This is a genomic window from Pseudomonas sp. LBUM1660, assembly GCF_059695935.1.
On sequence record NZ_CP166796.1, the window covers coordinates 19,619 to 40,492 of the forward strand.

At 54.6% G+C, this 20,874-nt stretch carries 15 protein-coding genes and 5 pseudogenes; 13 read left to right on the top strand and 7 right to left on the bottom strand.

Annotation, left to right across the window (positions count from 1 at the left end; translation table 11 throughout):
• Nucleotides 1–10 precede the first annotated feature (10 nt).
• From ACA068_RS29860 to ACA068_RS29875, 4 genes and pseudogenes are all read left to right on the top strand, one after another.
• Nucleotides 11–729 (top strand): annotated as a pseudogene (locus ACA068_RS29860) (IS5 family transposase).
• Nucleotides 730–1,168: 439 nt separating this feature from the next.
• Nucleotides 1,169–3,322, top strand: coding sequence for a chemotaxis protein CheB (locus tag ACA068_RS29865; RefSeq protein WP_497310787.1), 2,154 nt, complete (start codon nucleotides 1,169–1,171; stop codon nucleotides 3,320–3,322).
• Nucleotides 3,323–3,343: 21 nt separating this feature from the next.
• Nucleotides 3,344–4,057, top strand: a complete 714-nt coding sequence (locus ACA068_RS29870; protein WP_497310788.1) for a PAS domain-containing protein — start codon at nucleotides 3,344–3,346, stop codon at nucleotides 4,055–4,057.
• 119 nt (nucleotides 4,058–4,176) lie between these two features.
• Nucleotides 4,177–6,297: a putative bifunctional diguanylate cyclase/phosphodiesterase gene (locus tag ACA068_RS29875; protein ID WP_497310789.1), complete on the top strand. Its 2,121-nt coding sequence runs from the start codon at nucleotides 4,177–4,179 to the stop codon at nucleotides 6,295–6,297.
• Nucleotides 6,298–6,655: 358 nt separating this feature from the next.
• Here ACA068_RS29875 and ACA068_RS29880 read toward each other — a convergent pair whose 3' ends face one another.
• Together ACA068_RS29880 and ACA068_RS29885 are read right to left on the bottom strand one after the other, a co-directional pair.
• On the bottom strand, nucleotides 6,656–7,045 hold the full coding sequence (locus ACA068_RS29880; RefSeq protein WP_497310790.1) for a hypothetical protein: 390 nt from the start codon (nucleotides 7,043–7,045) through the stop codon (nucleotides 6,656–6,658).
• A 96-nt stretch (nucleotides 7,046–7,141) separates the two neighbouring features.
• Nucleotides 7,142–8,304 (bottom strand): IS3 family transposase gene (locus tag ACA068_RS29885; RefSeq protein ID WP_497310791.1). Its coding sequence is split into 2 segments (ribosomal slippage): nucleotides 7,142–8,049 and nucleotides 8,049–8,304, totalling 1,164 coding nucleotides; the frame shifts between segments, so codons are not numbered across the junction.
• A 236-nt stretch (nucleotides 8,305–8,540) separates the two neighbouring features.
• Here ACA068_RS29885 and ACA068_RS29890 point away from each other — a divergent pair.
• The 4 genes and pseudogenes from ACA068_RS29890 to ACA068_RS29905 all read left to right on the top strand — a co-directional run.
• Nucleotides 8,541–9,191 (top strand): annotated as a pseudogene (locus ACA068_RS29890) (transposase); the annotation flags it as partial.
• 123 nt (nucleotides 9,192–9,314) lie between these two features.
• Nucleotides 9,315–10,511, top strand: coding sequence for an IS256 family transposase (locus tag ACA068_RS29895; RefSeq protein ID WP_497303600.1), 1,197 nt, complete (start codon nucleotides 9,315–9,317; stop codon nucleotides 10,509–10,511).
• Nucleotides 10,512–10,659: 148 nt separating this feature from the next.
• Entirely contained in the window at nucleotides 10,660–10,947 is a 288-nt protein-coding gene (locus ACA068_RS29900; RefSeq protein ID WP_497310792.1) for a hypothetical protein, read from the top strand.
• A 119-nt stretch (nucleotides 10,948–11,066) separates the two neighbouring features.
• Nucleotides 11,067–11,210 carry a hypothetical protein gene (locus ACA068_RS29905; protein WP_497310793.1) on the top strand — a complete coding sequence of 48 codons (144 nt, stop codon included), beginning with the start codon at nucleotides 11,067–11,069 and terminating at the stop codon, nucleotides 11,208–11,210.
• Between the two features lie 756 nt (nucleotides 11,211–11,966).
• On the opposite strand, the gene ACA068_RS29910 is transcribed toward ACA068_RS29905, so the two are convergent.
• Nucleotides 11,967–13,183 (bottom strand): IS3 family transposase gene (locus ACA068_RS29910; RefSeq protein WP_497310794.1). Its coding sequence is split into 2 segments (ribosomal slippage): nucleotides 11,967–12,838 and nucleotides 12,838–13,183, totalling 1,218 coding nucleotides; the frame shifts between segments, so codons are not numbered across the junction.
• A 570-nt stretch (nucleotides 13,184–13,753) separates the two neighbouring features.
• Between ACA068_RS29910 and tnpB (ACA068_RS29915) the strand changes: the two genes are divergently transcribed.
• From tnpB (ACA068_RS29915) to ACA068_RS29925, 3 genes and pseudogenes are all read left to right on the top strand, one after another.
• On the top strand, nucleotides 13,754–14,125 hold the full coding sequence (tnpB, locus tag ACA068_RS29915) for an IS66 family insertion sequence element accessory protein TnpB (protein WP_497310795.1): 372 nt from the start codon (nucleotides 13,754–13,756) through the stop codon (nucleotides 14,123–14,125).
• An 81-nt stretch (nucleotides 14,126–14,206) separates the two neighbouring features.
• Nucleotides 14,207–15,535: pseudogene (tnpC, locus tag ACA068_RS29920) on the top strand (IS66 family transposase); the annotation flags it as partial.
• A gap of 250 nt (nucleotides 15,536–15,785) precedes the next feature.
• Nucleotides 15,786–17,338, top strand: a protein-coding gene (locus ACA068_RS29925) for an IS3 family transposase (protein WP_497310712.1) whose coding sequence is annotated in 2 segments (ribosomal slippage) — nucleotides 15,786–16,248 and nucleotides 16,248–17,338 — 1,554 coding nt in all. Because the reading frame shifts where the segments join, the coding sequence is not laid out codon by codon here.
• Nucleotides 17,339–17,369: 31 nt separating this feature from the next.
• Here the strand turns inward: ACA068_RS29925 and ACA068_RS29930 are convergent.
• From ACA068_RS29930 to ACA068_RS29940, 3 genes and pseudogenes are all read right to left on the bottom strand, one after another.
• Nucleotides 17,370–17,942 (bottom strand): annotated as a pseudogene (locus ACA068_RS29930) (IS66 family transposase); the annotation flags it as partial.
• A gap of 106 nt (nucleotides 17,943–18,048) precedes the next feature.
• Nucleotides 18,049–18,318, bottom strand: a complete 270-nt coding sequence (gene tnpB / locus ACA068_RS29935) for an IS66 family insertion sequence element accessory protein TnpB (protein WP_497310711.1) — start codon at nucleotides 18,316–18,318, stop codon at nucleotides 18,049–18,051.
• A 39-nt stretch (nucleotides 18,319–18,357) separates the two neighbouring features.
• Nucleotides 18,358–19,170: pseudogene (locus tag ACA068_RS29940) on the bottom strand (IS5 family transposase); the annotation flags it as partial.
• Between the two features lie 39 nt (nucleotides 19,171–19,209).
• Here ACA068_RS29940 and ACA068_RS29945 point away from each other — a divergent pair.
• Both ACA068_RS29945 and ACA068_RS29950 read left to right on the top strand, forming a co-directional pair.
• Nucleotides 19,210–19,353 carry a hypothetical protein gene (locus ACA068_RS29945; protein WP_497310858.1) on the top strand — a complete coding sequence of 48 codons (144 nt, stop codon included), beginning with the start codon at nucleotides 19,210–19,212 and terminating at the stop codon, nucleotides 19,351–19,353.
• On the top strand, nucleotides 19,335–19,580 hold the full coding sequence (locus ACA068_RS29950; protein ID WP_497310796.1) for a lysozyme family protein: 246 nt from the start codon (nucleotides 19,335–19,337) through the stop codon (nucleotides 19,578–19,580). The genes ACA068_RS29945 and ACA068_RS29950 overlap by 19 nt, the downstream gene beginning before the upstream one ends.
• Before the next feature lie 141 nt (nucleotides 19,581–19,721).
• On the opposite strand, the gene ACA068_RS29955 is transcribed toward ACA068_RS29950, so the two are convergent.
• Nucleotides 19,722–20,372, bottom strand: coding sequence for a helix-turn-helix domain-containing protein (locus ACA068_RS29955; protein ID WP_497310797.1), 651 nt, complete (start codon nucleotides 20,370–20,372; stop codon nucleotides 19,722–19,724).
• Nucleotides 20,373–20,874: the final 502 nt, after the last annotated feature.

The window sequence follows — 20,874 nt, forward strand, 5'->3', positions numbered from 1 at the left end:
CGATCAATGGGTGCGCATCAAGGAACTGCTGCCGGGCAAAGCCAGCGACCGTGGCGTGACCGCCCGCGATAACCGTCTATTTGTAGAGGCGGTACTCTGGATTGCCCGAACTGGCGCGCCCTGGCGGGATCTACCTGAAACCTACGGTCACTGGCATCGGGTCTATGTGCGTTATAACCGCTGGTCACGCAAAGGCGTCTGGTTACAGATCATGGCATCGCTTGCGACTGACGCTGACCTAGAACACCTGATGGTGGATGGCAGCATAGTGCGCGTTCGTCAGCATGGTGCGGCAAAAAAACATGGCAGGACGCCGAAGCCATGGGCAAGTCCAGAGGCGGACTGAGCACCAAGATTCATGCGGCCGTCGATGCCCTGGGGAACCCGGTACGCCTGCTGCTGACGCCCGGACAAAGCTCTGAATATGGCCAAGCCGAAGCGCTGATCGAAGGTTTTACGCCCGATGCGGTATTGGCAGACAAAGGTTATGACTCAGATGCCTTCGTGGAGTTGATACAGCGCAATGGGGCTGAAGCCGTCATCCCCTCAAGAGGGAATCGTCTGACGCCCCGAAAGCTGGATCGACATACCTACAAGGCACGTAATCTGGTGGAGCGTTGTTTCCAGAAACTGAAGCAGTACCGCCGTATTGCAACCAGATATGAGCGACTGGCAAGAAACTACCAGTCGATGCTGAGTCTTGTATCAGTCGTCATATGGCTGGCCTGATTGAGAACACCCCCTAGAGTTTTATTTTCGGGGTGATTGGCTTTTATCGATGTTTTCCACAAGCGCGGCTCGACTCAAAAACCGTTTTAAGAAGAACATCCTTGCCAAAACGGATGAGAAAATATCGTTCCATATGCAAATTTCTACCCGACGAACGGTAGCGGCGTGGCATGTCCCACGCTCAATTCAGAGAGGTTGAAATTTTCAGTGTTTAAGTCACGCGGTGCGCATGGTGCGAAACCATGGCGCTTTCTGGACGGGTCACACTACCATGAGAACATTGGACTATCCCGTTAAAAATTCTTGGGAAGCTCGGGAGTAGCGCTAAACTGACGAGACACAATTTTTACCCCACCATTTCTGTTGCATAGGATCTTTCGTGCCCCCCAGTAAGAATTTGCACGTGCAACACCACAGAGCAAGTACAGACGGCGGAGCGATGATTGTTGGTCTGGGAGCCTCTGCGGGTGGCCTGAAAGCATTGGAGACTTTCCTTCGGAGCATGCCGAGCAATTCTGGATACGCCTTCGTCGTAATCCAGCACCTCAACCCAGACCACACCAGCCTCCTGACTGAAATCCTGGCCCGTGCCACGAGCATGCCGGTGCATCAGGCTGGTCAACAGATGCAAGTATGTGCCGACCAAGTGTATGTCATCCCCCCTAACCACAGCATCACTCTAAAGCGAACACGATTACTGCTCAGTCCGCTGGAACCCACTCGCGCCCAGCGGCTACCAGTAGATAAGTTTTTTACGTCGCTGGCCGAGCAACAAGGACAGTGGGCAGTGGGCATAATATTGTCCGGCACCGGCTCGGATGGTACCCAAGGCTGCCGCGCCATTCTCGAACATGGCGGCCTCACACTAGTGCAGACACCGGACGATGCTGCATACAACGGCATGCCCACCAGCGTTATCGAAGCCGGTTATGCCTGTCAGGTATTAGAGGTGCAGGGCATGACACAGTTGCTGCTGGAGCGAAGGCAGGGCAACCCAGAGTATGCTGCAAACGCTGCAATGATTGATCATCGAGGCTTGACCCAGATCCTGCTACACCTCCGTCACATCACAGGACACGACTTTACGCACTACAAACACAGCACGTTGTTGCGACGTATCGAGCGACGCATGCAAGCGCAGCAAATAAGCAACGAGACGGCCTACGCCGACTTTTTAAGCCATCACCCAGATGAAACCCGCCTGCTATTTAGCGAGGTGCTGATCAACGTCACTCAGTTTTTCCGTGACCCTGACGCTTTTGTGGTGATGAAAGACAGTATTCTGCTGCCGCTTCTGGCCGGCAAACCGCGCGACGACTTGTTCAGGGTCTGGGTCGCAGGCTGTGCCAGTGGCGAAGAGGCTTACTCGGTGGCGATCCTATTGCATGAGTTGATGGCACAGCATGAGCTGCATTTGACTGTGCAGTTCTTTGCAACGGATCTGGATGACGATGCAATCCGCACCGCCCGCGCGGGCTTTTACCCATTGAGTATCGCTCGGGATGTTTCGGCTGCGAGGCTGCAGCGCTACTTCATTAAGGAGGATTCGGGATATCGGATTCAGAAGGAAATCCGCGAAATGATCGTGTTTGCCGTGCAAAACGTTACCAAGGACCCGCCGTTCACTCGACTGGACTTGCTGTGTTGCCGAAATTTGATGATCTATCTTGGGCCGCAGCTGCAGTCTCAATTGATTCCGACCTTTCATTACGCGCTCAAGCCTGAAGGCGTGCTGTTTCTTTCACCATCGGAAAGCATCGGCAGTCATGGCTCGCTGTTTGCACCGTTACATCGTAGATGGAAGTTTTACCGATCCAATAAAATCCCATCCCCGAAAATTATGACGATCAACAGCAGCCAACCTTGGGTTCATGAATGCGTCAGTAAACCATCGGATCACCAAAAAAAAATGAACACGGAATTAAACATAGCCGAATTGACCCGACGCATATTGCTGCAGAAGTTCGTTCCGGCTTCAGTGGTAACAGATCTGCGGGGTAATATCGTCTATGTCCACGGTGATACCGGCAACTACCTGCGTCCTGCACCGGGACAGGCGACTCTGAATGTTATCGATATGGCCCGCGAAGGACTGCAACTTGATCTGCGCAACGCCGTTCATCAGGCGGCGGGCATTGGCGAGCCGACGCTGCACCGAGAAGTTTGCATCACCGGCAACAACGGGACGGCGCGTTGCATTCGCTTAAGCGTGCGTCGACTTGCAGATAATCCACAGAGTGAGCGCCTCCTGTTGATCAGCTTTGTCGAGCAGTCGGAGGATATTGTGACCTCCCCGGTTAAGCAGGACGCAAGTTCGTCTACCACACCGTCCGGCGACCGCATCAAGGTGCTGGAGCACGATCTAGCGTATACCCGCGAGAACCTGCAAGCCTCTATTGATGAATTGCAATCCACCAACGAAGAACTGCAATCCACCAATGAAGAGCTTCAATCCTCTAACGAGGAGCTGCAGTCCACCAATGAAGAGCTTCAATCGTCCAACGAAGAGCTGGAAACTTCACGAGAAGAATTGCAGTTGATCAATGAAGAATTGGCGACTGTCAATGCCGAGTTGCAGGAAAAAATTGAGTAACTGGGCGATATGCAGAACGACATGAAGAATCTGCTCGACAGCACTCATATTGGAACTATTTTCCTTAATTCAATGCTGACAATTCGTCGTTTCACACGGGACGCAGTGAAGATTTTCCGTTTGAGCTCCACTGATGTGGGGCGACCATTGGCTGATATCACATCGTGCCTGGATAATATGGATTTGCTGGTACCCGCCCAGCAAGTGCTCGACACCCTGATCCCCTATGAAGTTGAGGTATGTACCACCTCCGGTCGTTGGTTTTTGGCGAGGCTGTCACCCTACCGAACATTGGACAATGTAATTGACGGCGTTGTGTTGACGTTCCACGACATCAATGCACGGGTCGCCAATGATCAGGCCATTCAAGCTGCGCTGGAGCTGGCCGAGGCAATCATCGATACGGTTGTTGAACCGCTATTGGTGCTTGATGACCAGTTACAGGTGATTTCGGCCAGCCGCTCTTATGTTAAGAATTTTTTCACTACGATCATGGCTACGGTCGGCCGCACACTTTACGAATTAGATGATGGCCAATGGAACATCCAGGCCTTGAGGGATCAGTTAGGTACTATCCTTAAGGAAGACAGCAGTTTTGAAGGTTTTGTAGTGGAGCAACACTTTCCCGCAGGGGAAACACGTAGGATCACGCTGAATGCTCGGCGTGTAACCGGATCCGGTGCACGACCGCACCTGATCTTGTTAGCCATGCGGATCAATCTTCCAACGCCCTGAGAACACTCATGAGTACAAAGCCAACCAATGATGCTAAGCCACTGAGAGTCAGGGCAGAACAGATTGCTGACAGTACTCCGTTGGATGGCCGTCCGGTCGGGCTGCTACACGAGCTTCGAGTGCACCAAATCGAACTTGAGATGCAGAACGAAGATCTGCGCATAGCGCACATCTCGCTGGAAGCCTCTCGCGATCTGTATCAGGACCTCTATGAGCACGCACCGGTAGGCTACTTGACAGTAGCCGTAAGTGGCGTAATTAGCGCCGTAAACCAGACGGGGTCGTCACTATTGGGTCACGCGCGTGAACGGTTGCTAGGGCGACGCTTCAGCACCAAGGTGATCGCTCAGGACCGCGAGCGCTGGCAGCAGGTTTTTATGCGGGCGTGTCGCGACGATGCACATCATCAGTGTGAAGTAACCCTGATCCGTGGTGACGGTAGCCGTTGGTATGCACATCTGGATTGTATTCAGCGCGACGTTTTGGAGTCCGGGGTTCGTATCACTTTGATTGACCTTTCGGAGCGACATAAAGTCGAGTCGCGCCTGATGTTGGCCGCTAGCGTGTTCACCCATGCCCGCGAGGGCATTATGATCACGGATGCGACTGGCGATGTGCTTGAGGTCAATGATGCATTTAGCACAATCACTGGCTACAGCCGCACCGAAGTCATTGGCCAGAACCCCCGTCTTCTGGCTTCAGGAATGACTGATCCTGAGTGCTACCGAGAGTTGTGGCGCAATCTTTTGGAGAACCATCATTGGCAGGGCGAAATGTGGAACCGGAGGCGCAATGGTGAACTATTCGCGGTGCGGCAAACCATTACCGCGATCCTCGATATTAAGGGGGAAGTGCAAAACTACGTGTCGCTGTTCAGCGATGTCACGGAACTGCACGAGCACCAGCGTCAGATGGAGTACATTGCCTATTACGATCCACTCACTCGCTTGCCCAATCGTGTCCTACTCGCAAAACGCATGAAGCAGGCGATGGGCCTGGCGCGGCTCAGCGGGCACCGGTTGGCGATCGCCTATCTGGATCTAGACGGATTTAAAGTGGTAAACGATACTCATGGTCACCATGTAGGCGATCGCGTTTTGAGCACAATCGCACGGCGTATGAGACAGACCCTACGTGAAGGCTGCACCCTGTCCAGGTTGAGTGGCGACGAGTTCGTGGTGATCATTGTCGAGATCCAACAAATCAGTGACAGTGTGCGGACCCTTGACCGTCTAATGGCAGTGGTCGCTGAGCCCATGCAGGTCAACAGTGAACACATCCAAATTTCTGCCAGCATTGGTGTCAGCTACTTTCCGCAAGAGGGTGATGCTAGCGCCGATCAACTGCTACGCCAAGCTGACCAAGCCATGTATCAGGCCAAGTTGCTGGGCAAGAACCGGGTTCACTTCTTTGACGCTCAACATGACCTGGATATGCGTAGGCACAACGCTCGACTGGACCGAATTGATCAAGCGATACATGACAACGAACTGGTGCTTTATTACCAACCCAAAGTGAATATGCGCACCGGCGATGTGATGGGGCTCGAGGCTCTCCTGCGTTGGCAGCATCCGGAACATGGGCTGCTTGCACCGGATTTGTTTCTGCCCTTGATTGAAGGCAGTCAGCTGTCCGAAGCCATCGGTGACTGGGTAATCGAAAGCGTGTTGATTCAGATCGAAGACTGGCTGACCACCGGGGTACAAATCCCGGTGAGCGTCAATGTCGGCGCCCAGCAACTGCAGCAGCCAGACTTTGTGAGCAATCTGATCAAACGCCTGAAATCTCACTCGCGGGTACCACCGGCGATGTTGATGATCGAGATTCTCGAAACCAGCGCACTGGAGGATATCGAAAGGATGTCGGGTACCATCAAGGCCTGTGCGGCGCTAGGCGTACTTTTTGCGCTAGATGATTTCGGCACAGGTTACTCCTCACTGGCCTACCTCAAACGTCTACCGGTAGCGCAACTAAAGATCGATCGCAGCTTCGTCCAGGGGATGCTTGATGACTCGGAAAACCACTCCATCCTGCAAGCCATCCTCAGCCTAGCTAACGCCTTTAAGCGTGAGGTGATTGCTGAAGGTGTGGAGACTGCCGCTCAGAGCATCCACTTGCTGCAGTTAGGGTGTGAATTAGGGCAGGGGTTTGGTATTGCTCAACCAATGCCGGCCAAGGCCGTGCTCGACTGGATGGCGCAGTGGCAGCCGGAGCGAATATGGCAAACAAAGGACGTTTAGGTCCGCAGCGGCCCACTATTAAGGTGCTCACATTTGAGATGAGACTTTCGGACCCGCTACATTCGAGCCTTACAAAACAGCTAAATCTAATTCTGGATACTAATGGGGAACGGACAGTTAAAAAGCTCACCAGCATCGGTTTCTGCTGCACGTAAAGCCGACACGAGATGGCGGGCGTATGAGGCCAACAGGCTAGCGAGAGCAACGCGCTATGGCGCCATAAACGCAAGCTAAATTTTATGACTCGATATTGCAAAATACGAGGGGCAGGAGCTCAAAGAAGTGGGTCGAAATCCAACCAGCCAGTCTTGGACACGAGCTTCGCCCCCTTCGACAAAAGTCAGTGTACGTAAAAAGATTAAGTTTTTCTTCTAATGGCTTTTCCTAATGAAGAAAAGAAACCTCTTATACCTCCTTGCCGTCTGCTTGGCTCTGCTCCCCTTCCTCCAGTACTTGCTCCTGGGTTATAAAATCCCCACAGTTCTGGATCTGCAACCCATGGGGACTCAGTCTCGACGTTGTCCTTATAGAAATGAATTTTTCCTACCAATTTTTCTCTGTTTCTATACGCATAACGCAGCTCACTAGCTGTGATGGACTGACCTCCAGCACCTTCTTTTCTGACGACGGAGGGTATATCCAAATCATCAATGACAAAATGAATTTTATTACCAGCCCCGCTGGCCGCCAGCTCAATGCCCAGTTTACTTCCTCTTTTCCACAGAAGCTTGGGTGCTATTACTGGCAAGGTAGTGGACCATTCATGATACTGACTTCTTCTGGGTGAATCTTGGACTTCCCTGTATATGGATGTCATATTAAATTTTTTATTACTTTGTAGTGGTCAACTAATCCCGGACACGACGTTAAGTTTTTCTTCGGCCCGAGCTGGCGCCAGCCCACCGTTGAATTGATGGGGTCGAATCCAGTTGTACCGATGCATCAAGAAATGGCTGATATCGCGCTGGGCTTCTTGGGCCGTTCTGTAACCCAGAGTCGGTATCCATTCGGTTTTCAAACTGCGGAACACGCGCTCCATCGGCGCATTGTCCCAGCAATTTCCCCGGCGACTCATGCTCTGGCGCATGCGATAACGCCACAGCCTCTGGCGAAATAAACGACTCGCGTACTGCGACCCTTGATCCGAGTGAAACAGCAGGCCCTGAGGCCTTCCTCGTTGTTCGTAGGCCATATCCAGCGCCTTGATAACCAGCTCGGCGTCCGGCTTTTCCGACAACGCCCAGCCCACCACCCGGCGCGCGCAAAGATCCATCACGACAGCCAGATAATGCCATTTCCCCTGAGCCCAAATGTAGGTGATGTCGCCGCACCACACTTGGTTGGGTGCCGGGACATCGAACTCCCGATTCAAGATGTTCGGGATATCCAACCGGTCAACCGTCGCCCGTTTATAAGCATGAGACCCTGGCTGTTTGCTCACGAGGTCAAGCTCACGCATCAAGCTGCGTACTTTGAACCGACCGAGTTGCTCACCATCGTCACGCATCAACGAGAGAATGCTACGGCTGCCGGCAGCACTGCGACTTTGCGAAAACAACTCGCTCACCCGGCTGCGTAGCCGAAGCCGTTCGACATCAGGCGTTCGACGCTTGAGGCGGTGGGCGTAGTAACTTGAGCGGTTGATTTCAAACACTTGGCACAGCCAATCAACCGGCTCGTGGACGCTCAGCTGATTGATCAGCGCGTACGCTCGTGATCTTCCGACATCAAGAGCGCGGTAGCCTTTTTTAGTATCGATTTCTCCCGTTCAAGGCGGGCGATCCGGGCTTCCAGCTCCTGGATTTTCTGCTGCTCTGATGTCAGCGCTTTGCTCTGCGGAGTAACGCCTTGGCGTTCCTTCTGAACCTGGTCAACCCAACGGCGCAGGGCCGACTCGCCGACGCCGAGTGAACGGCTGGCTTCGATGTAGCTGTAGTTTTGCTTGAGCACGAGGTCGGCAGCCTCGCGCTTGAACTCAGCGGAAAAGGAACGGCGTTGTTTGGTCATCTGACACCTCGATCTGGCGAGCATTCTCGCCTATATGGGTGTCCGGTTTCATTAGACCACTACAGTAACGCCGCCTTGATGTATAGGGAGGGTTACAGCTTTGAGTTTCCTATACATCGAGAATAACCGGCTTTTAAATAGGTTCTTCACGGAATCCCGGGAAACACAGAAACAAGAACGCCGATTTGATTGATGATGTTCGTGCGAGCAAACACATCTAACAAACCGGCGTTCTTATGCACGATATTAATACTTTCCTTCCTTTTGGGGAGGGCTTTTCTGTCGTTACGATCAAGCCTGATGGCGATGATCTACAGATTGATCTGATTCCCCACGCCACCCGATTCCCTACCTGTGGCGGCTGCCAAAAACCTTGTTCAACCACCCATGAGTATTGCGAGCGAACCGTTCGTGACCTGCCCATTCTCGGTCGCGCAGTACGCCTGTGCGTGTTGCTCCGACGAGTTGGCTGCCGCGACTGTGGCAAACGCATGGAGGCCGTCAGTTGGCTGGATCGCTATGCGCGCATGACGCGCCGCTTGGCCGAAGCGGTCATTCAGGCCTGCGAGCGCCTTCCCACCCTGCACGTGGCCCAGATGTTTGGGCTGCATTGGGACACCGTTCGGTTGTTGGAGCGTCGAGCCTTACAAGCGGCGTTGAGCGTTTTGCCAAAGGCACAACCGCGACGTCTGGTGATGGACGAATTCGCCCTGTTCAAAGGTCATCGTTACGCCAGCGTGGTGCTGGATGCGGATACACGACGGGTGCTGTGGATCGGAGAAGGCCGCAGCCGGGCTGCGGTTCGGCCCTTTTTCGAAGAGCTGGGGCCAGAGGGATGTGCTCAGATCAAAGCGGTGGCAATGGACATGAACACCGCGTTTGAGATCGTGTCCCTGGAAGTGGTGTAACTGAAACCAGCTGAAGGCGCCTTGCGGCGAAAGAAGTGGGTCACCGTGGTTCTTGGCTAAGGTTGAGTTTGCAAAGACCTAACCTGAACCGGGAGAACCACGATGACCAAACCTACTGTCTCACTGAACGAGCTGCTGGAGAAAGGGGCTGACGTCGATTTGCTCAGGCAAATGATTCAATTTGTCGCCCAGCGCATGATGGAACTCGATGTTGAAGGCCTGTGCGGCGCCGGCTACGACATCAAGAGCATGGAGCGCACCAACAGCCGCAACGGCTATCGGGACCGTTTGTGGCAGACGCGCACCGGTGACGTGGATCTGCGCATCCCCAAGCTGCGCAGTGGCAGCTACTTCCCTGGCTTCCTGGAGCCGCGCCGCACCGCTGAAAAGGCCTTGGCCGCGGTCATTCAGGAGGCCTACATCCAAGGCGTCTCAACGCGATCGGTCGACGAGTTGGTCAAGGCCATGGGCATGACCGGGATTTCCAAAAGCCAGGTTTCACGACTCGCGGGCGAAATCGATGAGCGTGTGCACGCCTTCCTGGATCGCCCCATCGAAGGAGATTGGCCTTATCTGTGGATCGATGCGACGTACGTCAAAGTGCGGGAGGCCGGACGGATCGTCTCGGTCGCCGTCATAATCGCCGTGGCCGTCAACACTGACGGAGGTCGTGAAGTGCTGGGCATGCGCGTAGGCCCCTCGGAGGCTGAACCGTTCTGGACGGATTTTTTGCGCAGCCTGATGCGGCGAGGACTGCGGGGCGTAAAGCTGGTGATCTCCGACGCTCATGAAGGCCTGAAGGCCGCGATCTTTAAGGTACTCAACGCGACCTGGCAACGTTGCCGGGTCCATTTCATGCGCAATGCCATGGCCCATGTGGGCAAAGGCCAGCGCACCATGGTGGCGGCCCTGCTGCGCACGGTCTTTGCCCAGGACAATGAGGCCGAATCACGCCGGCAATGGCGTGTCGTGGCGGATCAATTACGCGAAAAGTACCCGAAAATCAGCCAGCTGATGGATGCCAGCGAGGACGAAGTCCTGGCGCACATGACATTTCCCAAGGCCCACCGGCAACAGATCCACAGCACCAATCCACTGGAACGCTTAAACGCCGAGGTCAAGCGGCGAACCGACGTGGTGGGCATCTTCCCCAACGACGCCGCCATCGTGCGCCTGGTCGGCGCCATGCTACTGGAGCAGAACGACGAATGGAGCCTGCAGAAGCGCTACATGCAGCTGGAAGGCTTCCAGGCGGTGAGTGACAACCCCACGGCTAAACTATCAGCCATAATTAACTGAGGCATCAAACTCAACAGCCAAGAACACGGGAGTTACACCACGTCCAGGGACACGATCAAAAGCCCGGCGGTTCTTTCAACGTGCGCCGCACTATTCGTGGACCGCAGGGCTCGACGGAATCCGTGGCTATGGCGAGTGGGTCGTGGGCATGACCTACTTGTACGAAGGACGTATGCCGCCGGCCGAGGCCGCTTTCAGCAAGAGCTTGCTGCGCGCGGAGCAGGATATCGGCCGGCGCAGTTCAGTGGGGGTGATGCTCGCCTGTGGACTGGTCACTGCGCTTCTGGAGCGCGGTGAGATTCTGGAGGCCTCGACGGTACTCGCCAATCGGCCGGATGTCGTCGAGCGGTTGGCGTCGCAGGATGCGATTACGATTACGATTACGTTGGGATTGGGATTGGGATTGGGATTGGGATTGGGATTGGGATTGGGTTAGTTTTGCATCGGTACTGACATCTACAACAAGGGTTACCGGGTCTGCGAGGTCAATCCGGCCACGACCCATGCCTACGCTGGCAGCGAATTGCGCGGATCAAAACCGATAAAAGCGACGCCATGTTGATCGCTGACTTCGCCCGGGAAAAGGATGAAAAGCTTCAGCTGTGGGCGCCGGAGCTTCTGAAGTATCGCCAGTTGAAAGCCTTGGTTCGCCGCCTGGGAAATGGAACAAATGGAGCTCAATCGTCTGGAGGTGTCTGACGAAAAGGTCAAAGGCTCGATCAACTCCGTGCTGCGTCATATCGAAAAAGAGATTGCAGGCATAAGGTTGAGCTAGACCGGTTAGAAGTTGCCTGATCCATTCAATTGCTGTCCACTCCCGCGAACTACTCGCACTTGTGGAATATGGGCCGGCCCGTGCGCACATGCGTATAGCGGGCCGTCTTTGCTGGCGCGCGGTGCTTCTGTATTTTTGACTACTGGGTGAGCGCAGAACAGGCTCGGTTCTACCAGATACCCTGCTATCCGATGGGCTCAGGTGGGGATGTTCGGAGTGTGCTCTGCGGTGAACGTTGGTAGGCGCGAGTTGCAGATCTTTCGTCCACTGATCATTCTGTGGTAACCCCTTTTCACGCGGAGTAAAGACCATGCCTCTTCCAATGCCTGCCGTAGATCCTCAGCAAGTCACCGACACTGCGGATGCGTTGAACGAATGGCTAACGTGCCCTTACACGCGACAAGATCTATTGGATTGGGTGGATGTTTCCTTGGCGTTGTGGGATTTCACGCGGCAGTCTTCCCCGGCAACTGGACCCGAAAATCACAGCCTCTCGCCGCCTGAGCTTTTATGCCTATGGCGCTTCGGAACTGAACGGAGACCCGTGGCCGCTTGAACTCCTGTGACTCTTGCCAGCGGCGCAGGCTGGCCGAGCAGTGAGGGATGTAGCTGCCGACCATCATGTGGTCGGCGCCATCCATGATGGACTGGCCCCTGCTAAACCGGACACCAATACCCCGTTAAATTGATGCCGCTGCCAAACGCCTAAACTCCCGCGGTGAACGGTATTTTAGAGCGCTGTGCGGATGCTCCTCGTTGTAATGCTCAAAGGCAACCGTCAGGTTGCGCAAGGCGGTTTCCCGGTCAGGTTTGGGCATGTGCGCGACGTAGTCGCGCTTCATCGTTTTAACGAAGCTCTCGGCCATGCCGTTGCTCTGCGGGCTGCGCACCGGTGTCGTCACCGGCTGTAAACCGATCTGTCGGGCAAACTGGCGTGTCTGTTCAGCGATGTAGGCCGAGCCGTTATCGCTCAGCCATTGCACCGGGGTGGCAGGCGGTTCTTCACCGAAGCGTGTTTCCACCGCTTCCAGCATCAGATCGCGGATATCGTCGCCGCTGTACCCCGTCGGGCTGGCCACCCAGCCGATGGCTTCGCGGTCGCAGCAGTCCAGGGCGAAGGTCACGCTCAGCTTGTCGCCGTCTTCACAGCGAAACTCAAACCCGTCAGAGCACCAGCGGGTATCGCTGGTGGCCACTGCGATGCGGCCTTCATGGCGGCGCGCCACTCCGGGCTGTTTAATTCGACGCTCCAGCAGTAACTGATGATCGCGCATCACGCGATAGACCCGTTTGACGTTGATTGGCGCCTGACTTTGTTGTTCGCGCCGACGACGGAGCAAACCCCACACACGGCGGTAGCCATAGCTGGGCAACTCACTGACTTCAGACTGAATCTCTTTGACCAAAGCGGCATCGTCCATTCTTGGACGACGCCTTGCGGGCCGTGCAGCTGGCTTGAGTCGAACCGTTAATTGCGAGCGCGCTACACCGAGACTTTCACTGATCAGCTTCACAGGTCGTCCCCCGGCAACAAGGGTGAGTGCGCAATCCATTTTCGCGACCGAGCAATCTCCACGGCTTCCTGAAGGATCTCGACTTGCATGGTTTTCTTGCCCAGCATCCGTTGTAACTCACGGATCTGTTTGAGTGCGTCGGCCAATTCAGAAGCCGGCACTACGGTCTCTCCGGCACTGACCGCCGAGAGGCTGCCATTCTGATAAAGCTTGCGCCATTGGAAGAGTTGGTTGGCATTCACGCCATGGCGCCGGGCCACGACCGAAACACTTTGTCCTGGTTGCAGACTCTCGCGAACCATCGCCAGCTTTTGCTCTGGGCTCCAACGGCGACGACGCTCCTGGCCCAGCAGCCCCCCACCCTTATCACTACTATTAGTCATATACATAACCGTTTGCCTATCCCTTATCTTAAGGGGGAAACGGTGTCCTGTCTTTCATGGGGCTCGTCCATCTTTCTATTCCCGAATCTGGCTGTAGATAATTCCCAAAAGGCCGTTATTGAAGTGGGTTGAAGCGGTTTTAACCGGGTTGAAGCGGGATGAAGTGAAACTAGCCGAGATGAGGCGAAACGGACTGGGGGCTTCGCGCCCTCAGTCCGCCCGGCCCGATGTTGCCAAAATCGCTATTTTCCACACCTGAGCGTCGTGCTTTGCAGAGCAGCACCTTGCGCCAAGGTTGGTCGATGATTCGACTCGGCCTTGGCACCGCGTGACGTTATTTTTTCATCACTCCCTGTCGAAATGCGCCTGTCTCATAGAGCCAGAGGTGAGTTTTTGTGTTCGCTGGGTGAGGGTCGCTGTAAATAAAGCGTATCCGTCCGGCAAAGTCATCTAGTCCGCTCGGCGAAGCCAAGACATGGTGTGCACTTAAATTTGATCTGACCCCGGAAAGTTGGACATCAACATCGGGGGATGTCATGAAGAAGTACACAGAGCAGACGAAATTGTCGGTTGTTGAAGATTACTGCTCGGGGAGCGCAGGCCACAGAGATCCGCATCGACACCATCTGGCTCGCCACCGAGCCGATGGACATGCGCGCCGGCACCGAAACCGCGCTGGCGCGGGTGGTTGCAGTGTTCGGTGCGGCGCAGCCGCACTGTGCTTATCTGTTTGCCAATCGCCGCGCCACGCGCATCAAGGTGTTGGTGCATGACGGTTTGGGCATCTGGCTAGCGGCCCGCCGTCTGCACCAAGGCAAGTTTTTCTGGCCGGGCTCTCGACACGGTAGTCAGGTGGAATTGGGCGCAGAGCAGTTGCACGCTCTGGTGCTGGGTTTACCTTGGCAACGAGTCGGGCCAAACAGCGCGATCTCAATCGTGTGACGCTTGCCATGGCCAGCTTGGCCGTGCAATTGTCCGATGAGCCTATCGTCGGTTTTGGCCTGTTCTGGCAAAATCGGCGGCATGACTTCGCTGCCCAATCTCGACCAACTAAACCCTGAACAACTGCGCGCTCTGGCGGCGCAGTTGATGCAGCGTGTCGAACGTCTCGATCAAAAAATCGAGACGATGGACAAGCAAATCCACCACCACAAAACGGTCAACGAGAAGCTGGCTCACGAGATCGCGCAGCTCAAGCGCTTCAAGTTTGCCAAGCGCAGCGAGCAATTAAGCCCGGATCAAGCCAGCCTGCTCGATGACCTGATCGACACTGACATCGCGGCCATCGAAGCCGAGCTTGAGGCGCTGCAACCTGCTCCCGTGTTGACCGAGGCTCGGCAAAAACCTAAGCGCGCCGCCTTGCCGCCACAGTTTCCGCGCACCCTGATCCACCACGAACCCGACAACAGCCATTGCCAGTGCGGCTGTGCCCTCAAGCGCATTGGCGAGGGTGTCAGCGAGAAACTCGACTACACGCCGGGCGTGTTCACCGTCGAGCGTCATATCCGTGGCAAGTGGGTCTGCGATCAGTGCGAAACACTGATTCAGGCACCGGCTCCGGCGCAGGTCATCGACAAAGGCATCCCGACCGCGGGGCTGCTGGCCCACGTCATGATCGCGAAGTTCGCCGACCATTTACCGCTCTATCGCCAGGAATCGATTTTTGGTCGAGCCGGTTTGGCTATCGCGCGTTCGACCCTGGCGCAATGGGTCGGCAACTGTGGCGTGCAGTTACAGCCGCTGGTCGATGCCCTGCGTAATGCTGTCCTCGAACATGGCTTGATCCATGCCGATGAAACGCCGGTGCAGATGCTCACGCCGGGTGCTAAAAAGACTCACCGAGCCTATGTCTGGGCCTACGCCACCAGCCAGTTTTCGGACTTGGCGGCGGTCGTTTACGACTTCAGCCCCAGCCGCGCCGGAGAACACGCCCGCAACTTCCTGCAAGACTGGAAGGGCAAGCTGGTCTGCGACGATTTTGGCGGCTACAAGGCCAGCTTTGAACTGGGCGTGACCGAGATCGGCTGCATGGCCAATACGCGGCGCAAGTTTTTCGAGCTACACACCACCAACAAGAGCTAGCTTGCCGAGCAGGCCTTGCGCTACATCCAGTTGCTCTATGAAATCGAACGCGACGTCCGCGACTTGGAACCGGATTTACGCCTTCAAATACGCCAAGAAAAAGCCGTGCTGGTAATGGACGCCTTGCATGCCTGGATGATTGCCCAGCGCCAGCTCGTGCACGACGGCTTGGCTATTAGCAAGGCTCTGGATTACAGCCTCAAACGCTGGACGGCGCTGTCGCGCTATCTCGATGACGGTACCGTACCCATTGACAATAATTGGGCCGAGGTGCGACACGAAGTCGCTTACAGAAGTTGTTCCTCTTGGAGGGAACCACCCGTGTCACCGGGTGAATCTAGAAGGCTGAATCAAGAGCGCTTTCGACAATGTGACGAGGCACCGCAAGGTGCGGGGTACTGATCGTGAGAGATGTACTCTTCTGGCAGCCATGGCCGGACAAGGGCCCCCGGTGTCAGGATAGTTGTCGCCTCTCCGGTTTTTCCTGAAAAAGCATATCGGGGGCGGAAAGAGACTGGTCGTGCCGTACTATTCACCTGAACGCAGAGCCGCATTACTTAAGATGCTGCTTCCCCCGCTGAACCTGTCGATGGCCGAGGTTTCCCGGCGCGAAGGGGTCAGCGAAATGTCTTTGTCCAACTGGCGCAAGCAGCTCAGTTCTGAAGGAAATGCAGTGTCCGAAAACAAGCCGTTGACCGAGAACTGGTCAGCCGAAACCAAGTTTGCTGTCGTGCTTGAAGCCGCCGGTTTGTCCGAGATCGACTTGGGCGAATATTGCCGCCGCAAAGGCCTTTACCCCGAGCAGATCACGGCCTGGCGACAAGCGTTTATCGCTGGCCAGAAGTCGGAAAAAGCCCAGCAAATAGAAGACCGCGAACAGTCTCGTAAAGATAAGAAACGCATCCAGGAACTTGAGCGCGAACTGCGCCGCAAAGACAAGGCGCTGGCTGAAACAGCCGCGTTATTGGTGCTGCGGAAAAAGCTCAACGACTACTGGGGGACCGACAACGAGGACAACTGACGTCTTTGCCAGAACGGCACTTACTGGTTGACTGGCTGAGCGAAGCGGTCGCGGCGGGAGCCAGAAAAATCAGGGCCTGCCGGGAAATCGGTCTATCGCTGCGGACCTTGCAACGGTGGACTGAAACAGACGTTATCCAGGCCGATGCCCGAACGACTGTCACACGGTCAACGCCGCGAAATGCACTGAACGAGGCGGAGCGACAGACCCTTGTGACGCTGTGCAACAGCCCGGAGTACGCTCATCTGCCGCCGAGCCAGATCGTGCCGCGCCTGGCCGATCAAGGGCGCTATCTGGCGTCGGAGGCGACGTTTTATCGGGTCTTGCGGGCGGCGGGTCAACAGCAACATCGAGGCCGTAGTCAGCGCCCCAGGCGGTACGCCGCACCGACGACGCATGCGGCCAAAGGGCCCAATCAGGTGTGGTCGTGGGACATCACGTATCTGCCGTCGCCGATACGCGGCCAGTATTACTACCTCTACCTGATCGAGGATATTTACAGCCGCAAGGCCGTGGGCTGGGAAGTCTACGACGCGGAAAGCGGCGAGAAAGCCGCCGCGTTGCTGCAACGCAGCGTGATCGGCGAGCAGTGTTTACGCGAGCCGCTGGTGCTGCACTCGGACAACGGCGCGCCGATGAAGTCGGTGACGCTGTTGAGCAAGATGTACGAACTGGGAATCACGCCCTCGCGGGGCCGACCGCGGGTGAGCAACGATAATCCGTACTCGGAGTCGTTGTTTAGAACGCTGAAATACTGCCCGCAATGGCCGCAGGACGGCTTTGCCAGTTTGGACGCCGCACGAGCTTGGGTGAGGGATTTCATGCGTTGGTACAACAACGAACACCGGCATAGCCGTATCCGCTTCGTCACACCGGCTGAGCGGCATCGAGGACTGGACCATCAGGTCCTGGCCCGGCGACATGAGCTGTACGAACGAGCTAAAGAGAAAAAGCCGGAACGGTGGTCGGGTCGAACACGTAACTGGGAGCCGATCGGAACCGTGTTGTTGAACCCGGATCGAGAGCAACAGGTTGAGAAAAGAGCGGCATAGTTAGACGGTTGACGCGACAACTACCTTGAAAAACGCCGGGGCTGGCCATGCTCTTTTCGATCATCTGAGCCGGTTTGTCAGCGGTTACCGGTGCCGTTTCACAGCCACGGCACGCGTAGACCTTGCGGATGTGTTTGATCACACGGATCTGCATCGGCACGATTTCAAGCTGTTCGCTGGTTTCTTCGCCGATGACGTGTTTACGACAGCCGCACACGCAGCTCAGTTCGTGCTCGGGCAGTTCGTGGACGACTTCAATACGCGGTAGATCGGCGGACAGCGGTTTGCGTTTGCGTTTGCGTTTGCCACGGCATTGGGTCGGGGCAACGACTTCTTCGTCTTCGGCAATACCGTCTTCCAGCACGGCAACGCTTTCGGCTTCGTTGAACAGCGCCAATTGCGGTGTGTCAGCTTCGACCGTCTGCTCGGATTTGTGGCCAAATAAACGGTCACGCAGCAACTTGATCTGTTCTTTCAAGTCGACGATCTGAACTTGATACGCTTGATCCACTTCCTGCTGACGGCCAAGCAACTCAAACGCCTCAAGCAACATCTGTTTGAATTGCACAGGATCATCGGGAAGGTTTTCAGGCAGCGAGTTCATCGCCGGATTATACCCAATCAGGCCACGAATCGAGGGGTCAAAACTTGATGCGGTCGGTTACGCCACAAGTCGAAACCGTCGAGCAACCAGTTCAATTCTTGAACCGTCAGGACAATAGCTTCATCGGTGAAATCAGGCGATGTTTTGAAGCGCTAGATTCGAGGCGCTTGAGCCAAAGGCAGAATCCGTTGCGCTCCCAGTACAAAATCTTCACTCGGTTGCGGGGCTTGTTGAGGAAAACAAAAAGCACGGGGTCGAACACCGCGACTTTGATATCCAGTTCGACCAGCGCGGCAAGGCCGTCGATGGACTTTCGAAAGTCCACGGGTTTGGGGTACAGAAAAACTATTTCGACTTTTGCGTCGGGACGCATCATGGTTGCGGGCTCCTGAAAGAGATCAAGAGCACAGCATCAGGCTTCAACTGGCGGCTTTGAATGTGTAGGCGATGGATCGCTTACGTACAGGACGCTGCGCTTGCCCAGTTTTTGGTAAGTGCTGCGCCGGATGGCAATCTGCCAGATGACCTCGCGACCCTCATGCTCAGGGCGTTAATCCACGCCGGTATAGCCGGCATCGGCACACACCACGTTTTCTTCGCCGTGCAACAGCTTATCGACCTGTGTGACATCGGCCACATTGGCTGTCGTGCCCACCACGCTATGCACCAGGCCCGACTCATCATCCACACCGATATGGGCCTTCATGACGAAGTACCATTGATTGCCTTTCTTGGGCTGGTGCATTTGCGGATCACGCTTGCCTTCCTGGTTCTTGGTCGAACTCGGCGCATGAATCAGCGCGGCATCGACGATGGTGCCCTGGCGCAACGACAGGCAGCGATCACCCAGATAGCTATTGATCACGCTCAAAATCCCCGTCGCCAGTTCGTTTTTTTCTAGCAGGCGACGGAAGTTGAGGATGGTGGTTTCGTCGGGAATGCGCTCCAGACTCACCCCAGCAAACTGGCGCAGAATAGTCGTCTCGTACAGTGCTTCTTCCATCGTTGGATCGCTGTAGCCGAACCAGTTTTGCAGCAGGTGAACACGCAGCATTACCATCAGCGGATAAGCCGGACGACCGCCATCACCCTTCGGGTAATACGGTTCGATCAGAGTCATCAGGCCCTTCCAGGGCACCACCCGATCCATCTCGATCAGGAACAACTCTTTGCGGGTCTGTTTACGTTTGCCGGCATATTCTGCATCGGCGAAGGACATCTGTTTCATCGGGGTTCAACCGTTCGATTCGTGTGAGGCGAGTATTTCATCAGAGTCGGAAGTCTTTTTCAGAGTTTTCCTAGTTATGTCGATCACCCAAGAAAGCTTGTAACTTTGTCAAGGCTTGGTATAAAATCCGCCGCCGCAGGGAAATATCAATTACTGGAGCGATATTGGATTATTATAGGGTAACGCTGGATTTAGTCGGCACGCCGCAAAATCAGGACCATGTGGCTATCCGGCAGATTCGTGAGCCGGGTGCGATTCAAGATATTATGAATGGTCGGTTTCGAGAAAGTATTTCAAAGTGTCGCAATATCTGGGCCAGTCTCCCCGGAGCTGGCTACGGTCAGTACGAGCAATCCACGGATCTGCTTATTTTCCAATATGTGCGGGCTGGTGGCTTAATCGTGTATTAGAGGATTCTAATAGTTTAGCTTTAATTAGATGGCCCGCCGAAAGGTTGAACGGGGCCGTCAGGGTGATTAATATTTGAATGCGTTGAAGAGCTAAATTTGAGTGTCCTCATCGGGAGGTGTTTGCGGCGGCAGTCGTCATCATTAGTATTTATCAGGCAGCTTTCTATTAATACAAGAGAGGTATCCGCCGTCCATTTTGATATAGCCTCCCTGTTTTAATGATTTCATGATGGATAGTGCATGGGAGCGAGATACACCGGTGGTATCGGTAATAAATGTAATCACCGTGAATTTTGTTCGAATGGAAGCTGGTAGAACACTCATCCATTCCAGCGCTGATTTAACCTCCGTGTAGCTGTCGCCCATACATTGCATTAGCCATTTTTTAGAAATGTTTCTAGCATTCCATGCCATGAATTCGAACAGCCCATTAAACAGCTCTTTATCCGATGCGGCCAGGTGAATGTTTTTCATTGGCAGTTCATAATAAGTTGAGCGCGAGACTACCTCATATCGACGAAGCTGGTTGCGTGGGGGCGCGGGATGATAATCAAGTGATATAATGCCGCCTGACCCTATAATACGGATCACCTTGTGCTCCCCCATCAAGAGCCGCCATGCCCCCGTTTCAATAGCCAATATCGAACTGGCGTTTGTTTCGAATAGTACCTCTCCAGCGTCGACTGTCTTTTTGGTTCCATGTTGTATAACCCAGTTGAATAAATATCGAATGCTGGTTCCGGCCAGTGTTTCGCATCCCACATTAATTCCTGGTAACTGAGCACCTTCCATTTTGTGGCTTCCGTTTCGAATGCGAGTAAACGCGCATTTATATGGTGGGTTGCTCGCCTGCGCCTTAGTTTAAAGTGGTGGGCGTCGCTTGATTTTTTCGGTACTTGACTAGGATAATGATTGCAAGTGATGCGCATTCAAGTCTCGTTCATTAATGAAGCTGTGTTCAATTGATAGTCTGATTATGGACTGGCTTGACTGTTTGGTTTTGCGGGCAATATTGTTTCGGTACGTTTCAATATTTTCATTGTGGGTGGAAGCTTTAATTAAGTTTTCATTAAGGGTGATTAGATTTTTACATTCAAGGTAGTTGAATATTTTTGTTGTGGCGCCGTTCGGTCGTGTAGATGGGCAGGTCACCTATGATTGTTTGTGTTTTTCAGGACGGTTTTAATCAGTGCTTGCAAAGGATATAATCGTGCTAGTTGGTCTAAAACATTGCCTTGTTTTGGAGTTAATGACGGTGAAACTTTCAATTATTTTCTTACTATTCGCATCGCTT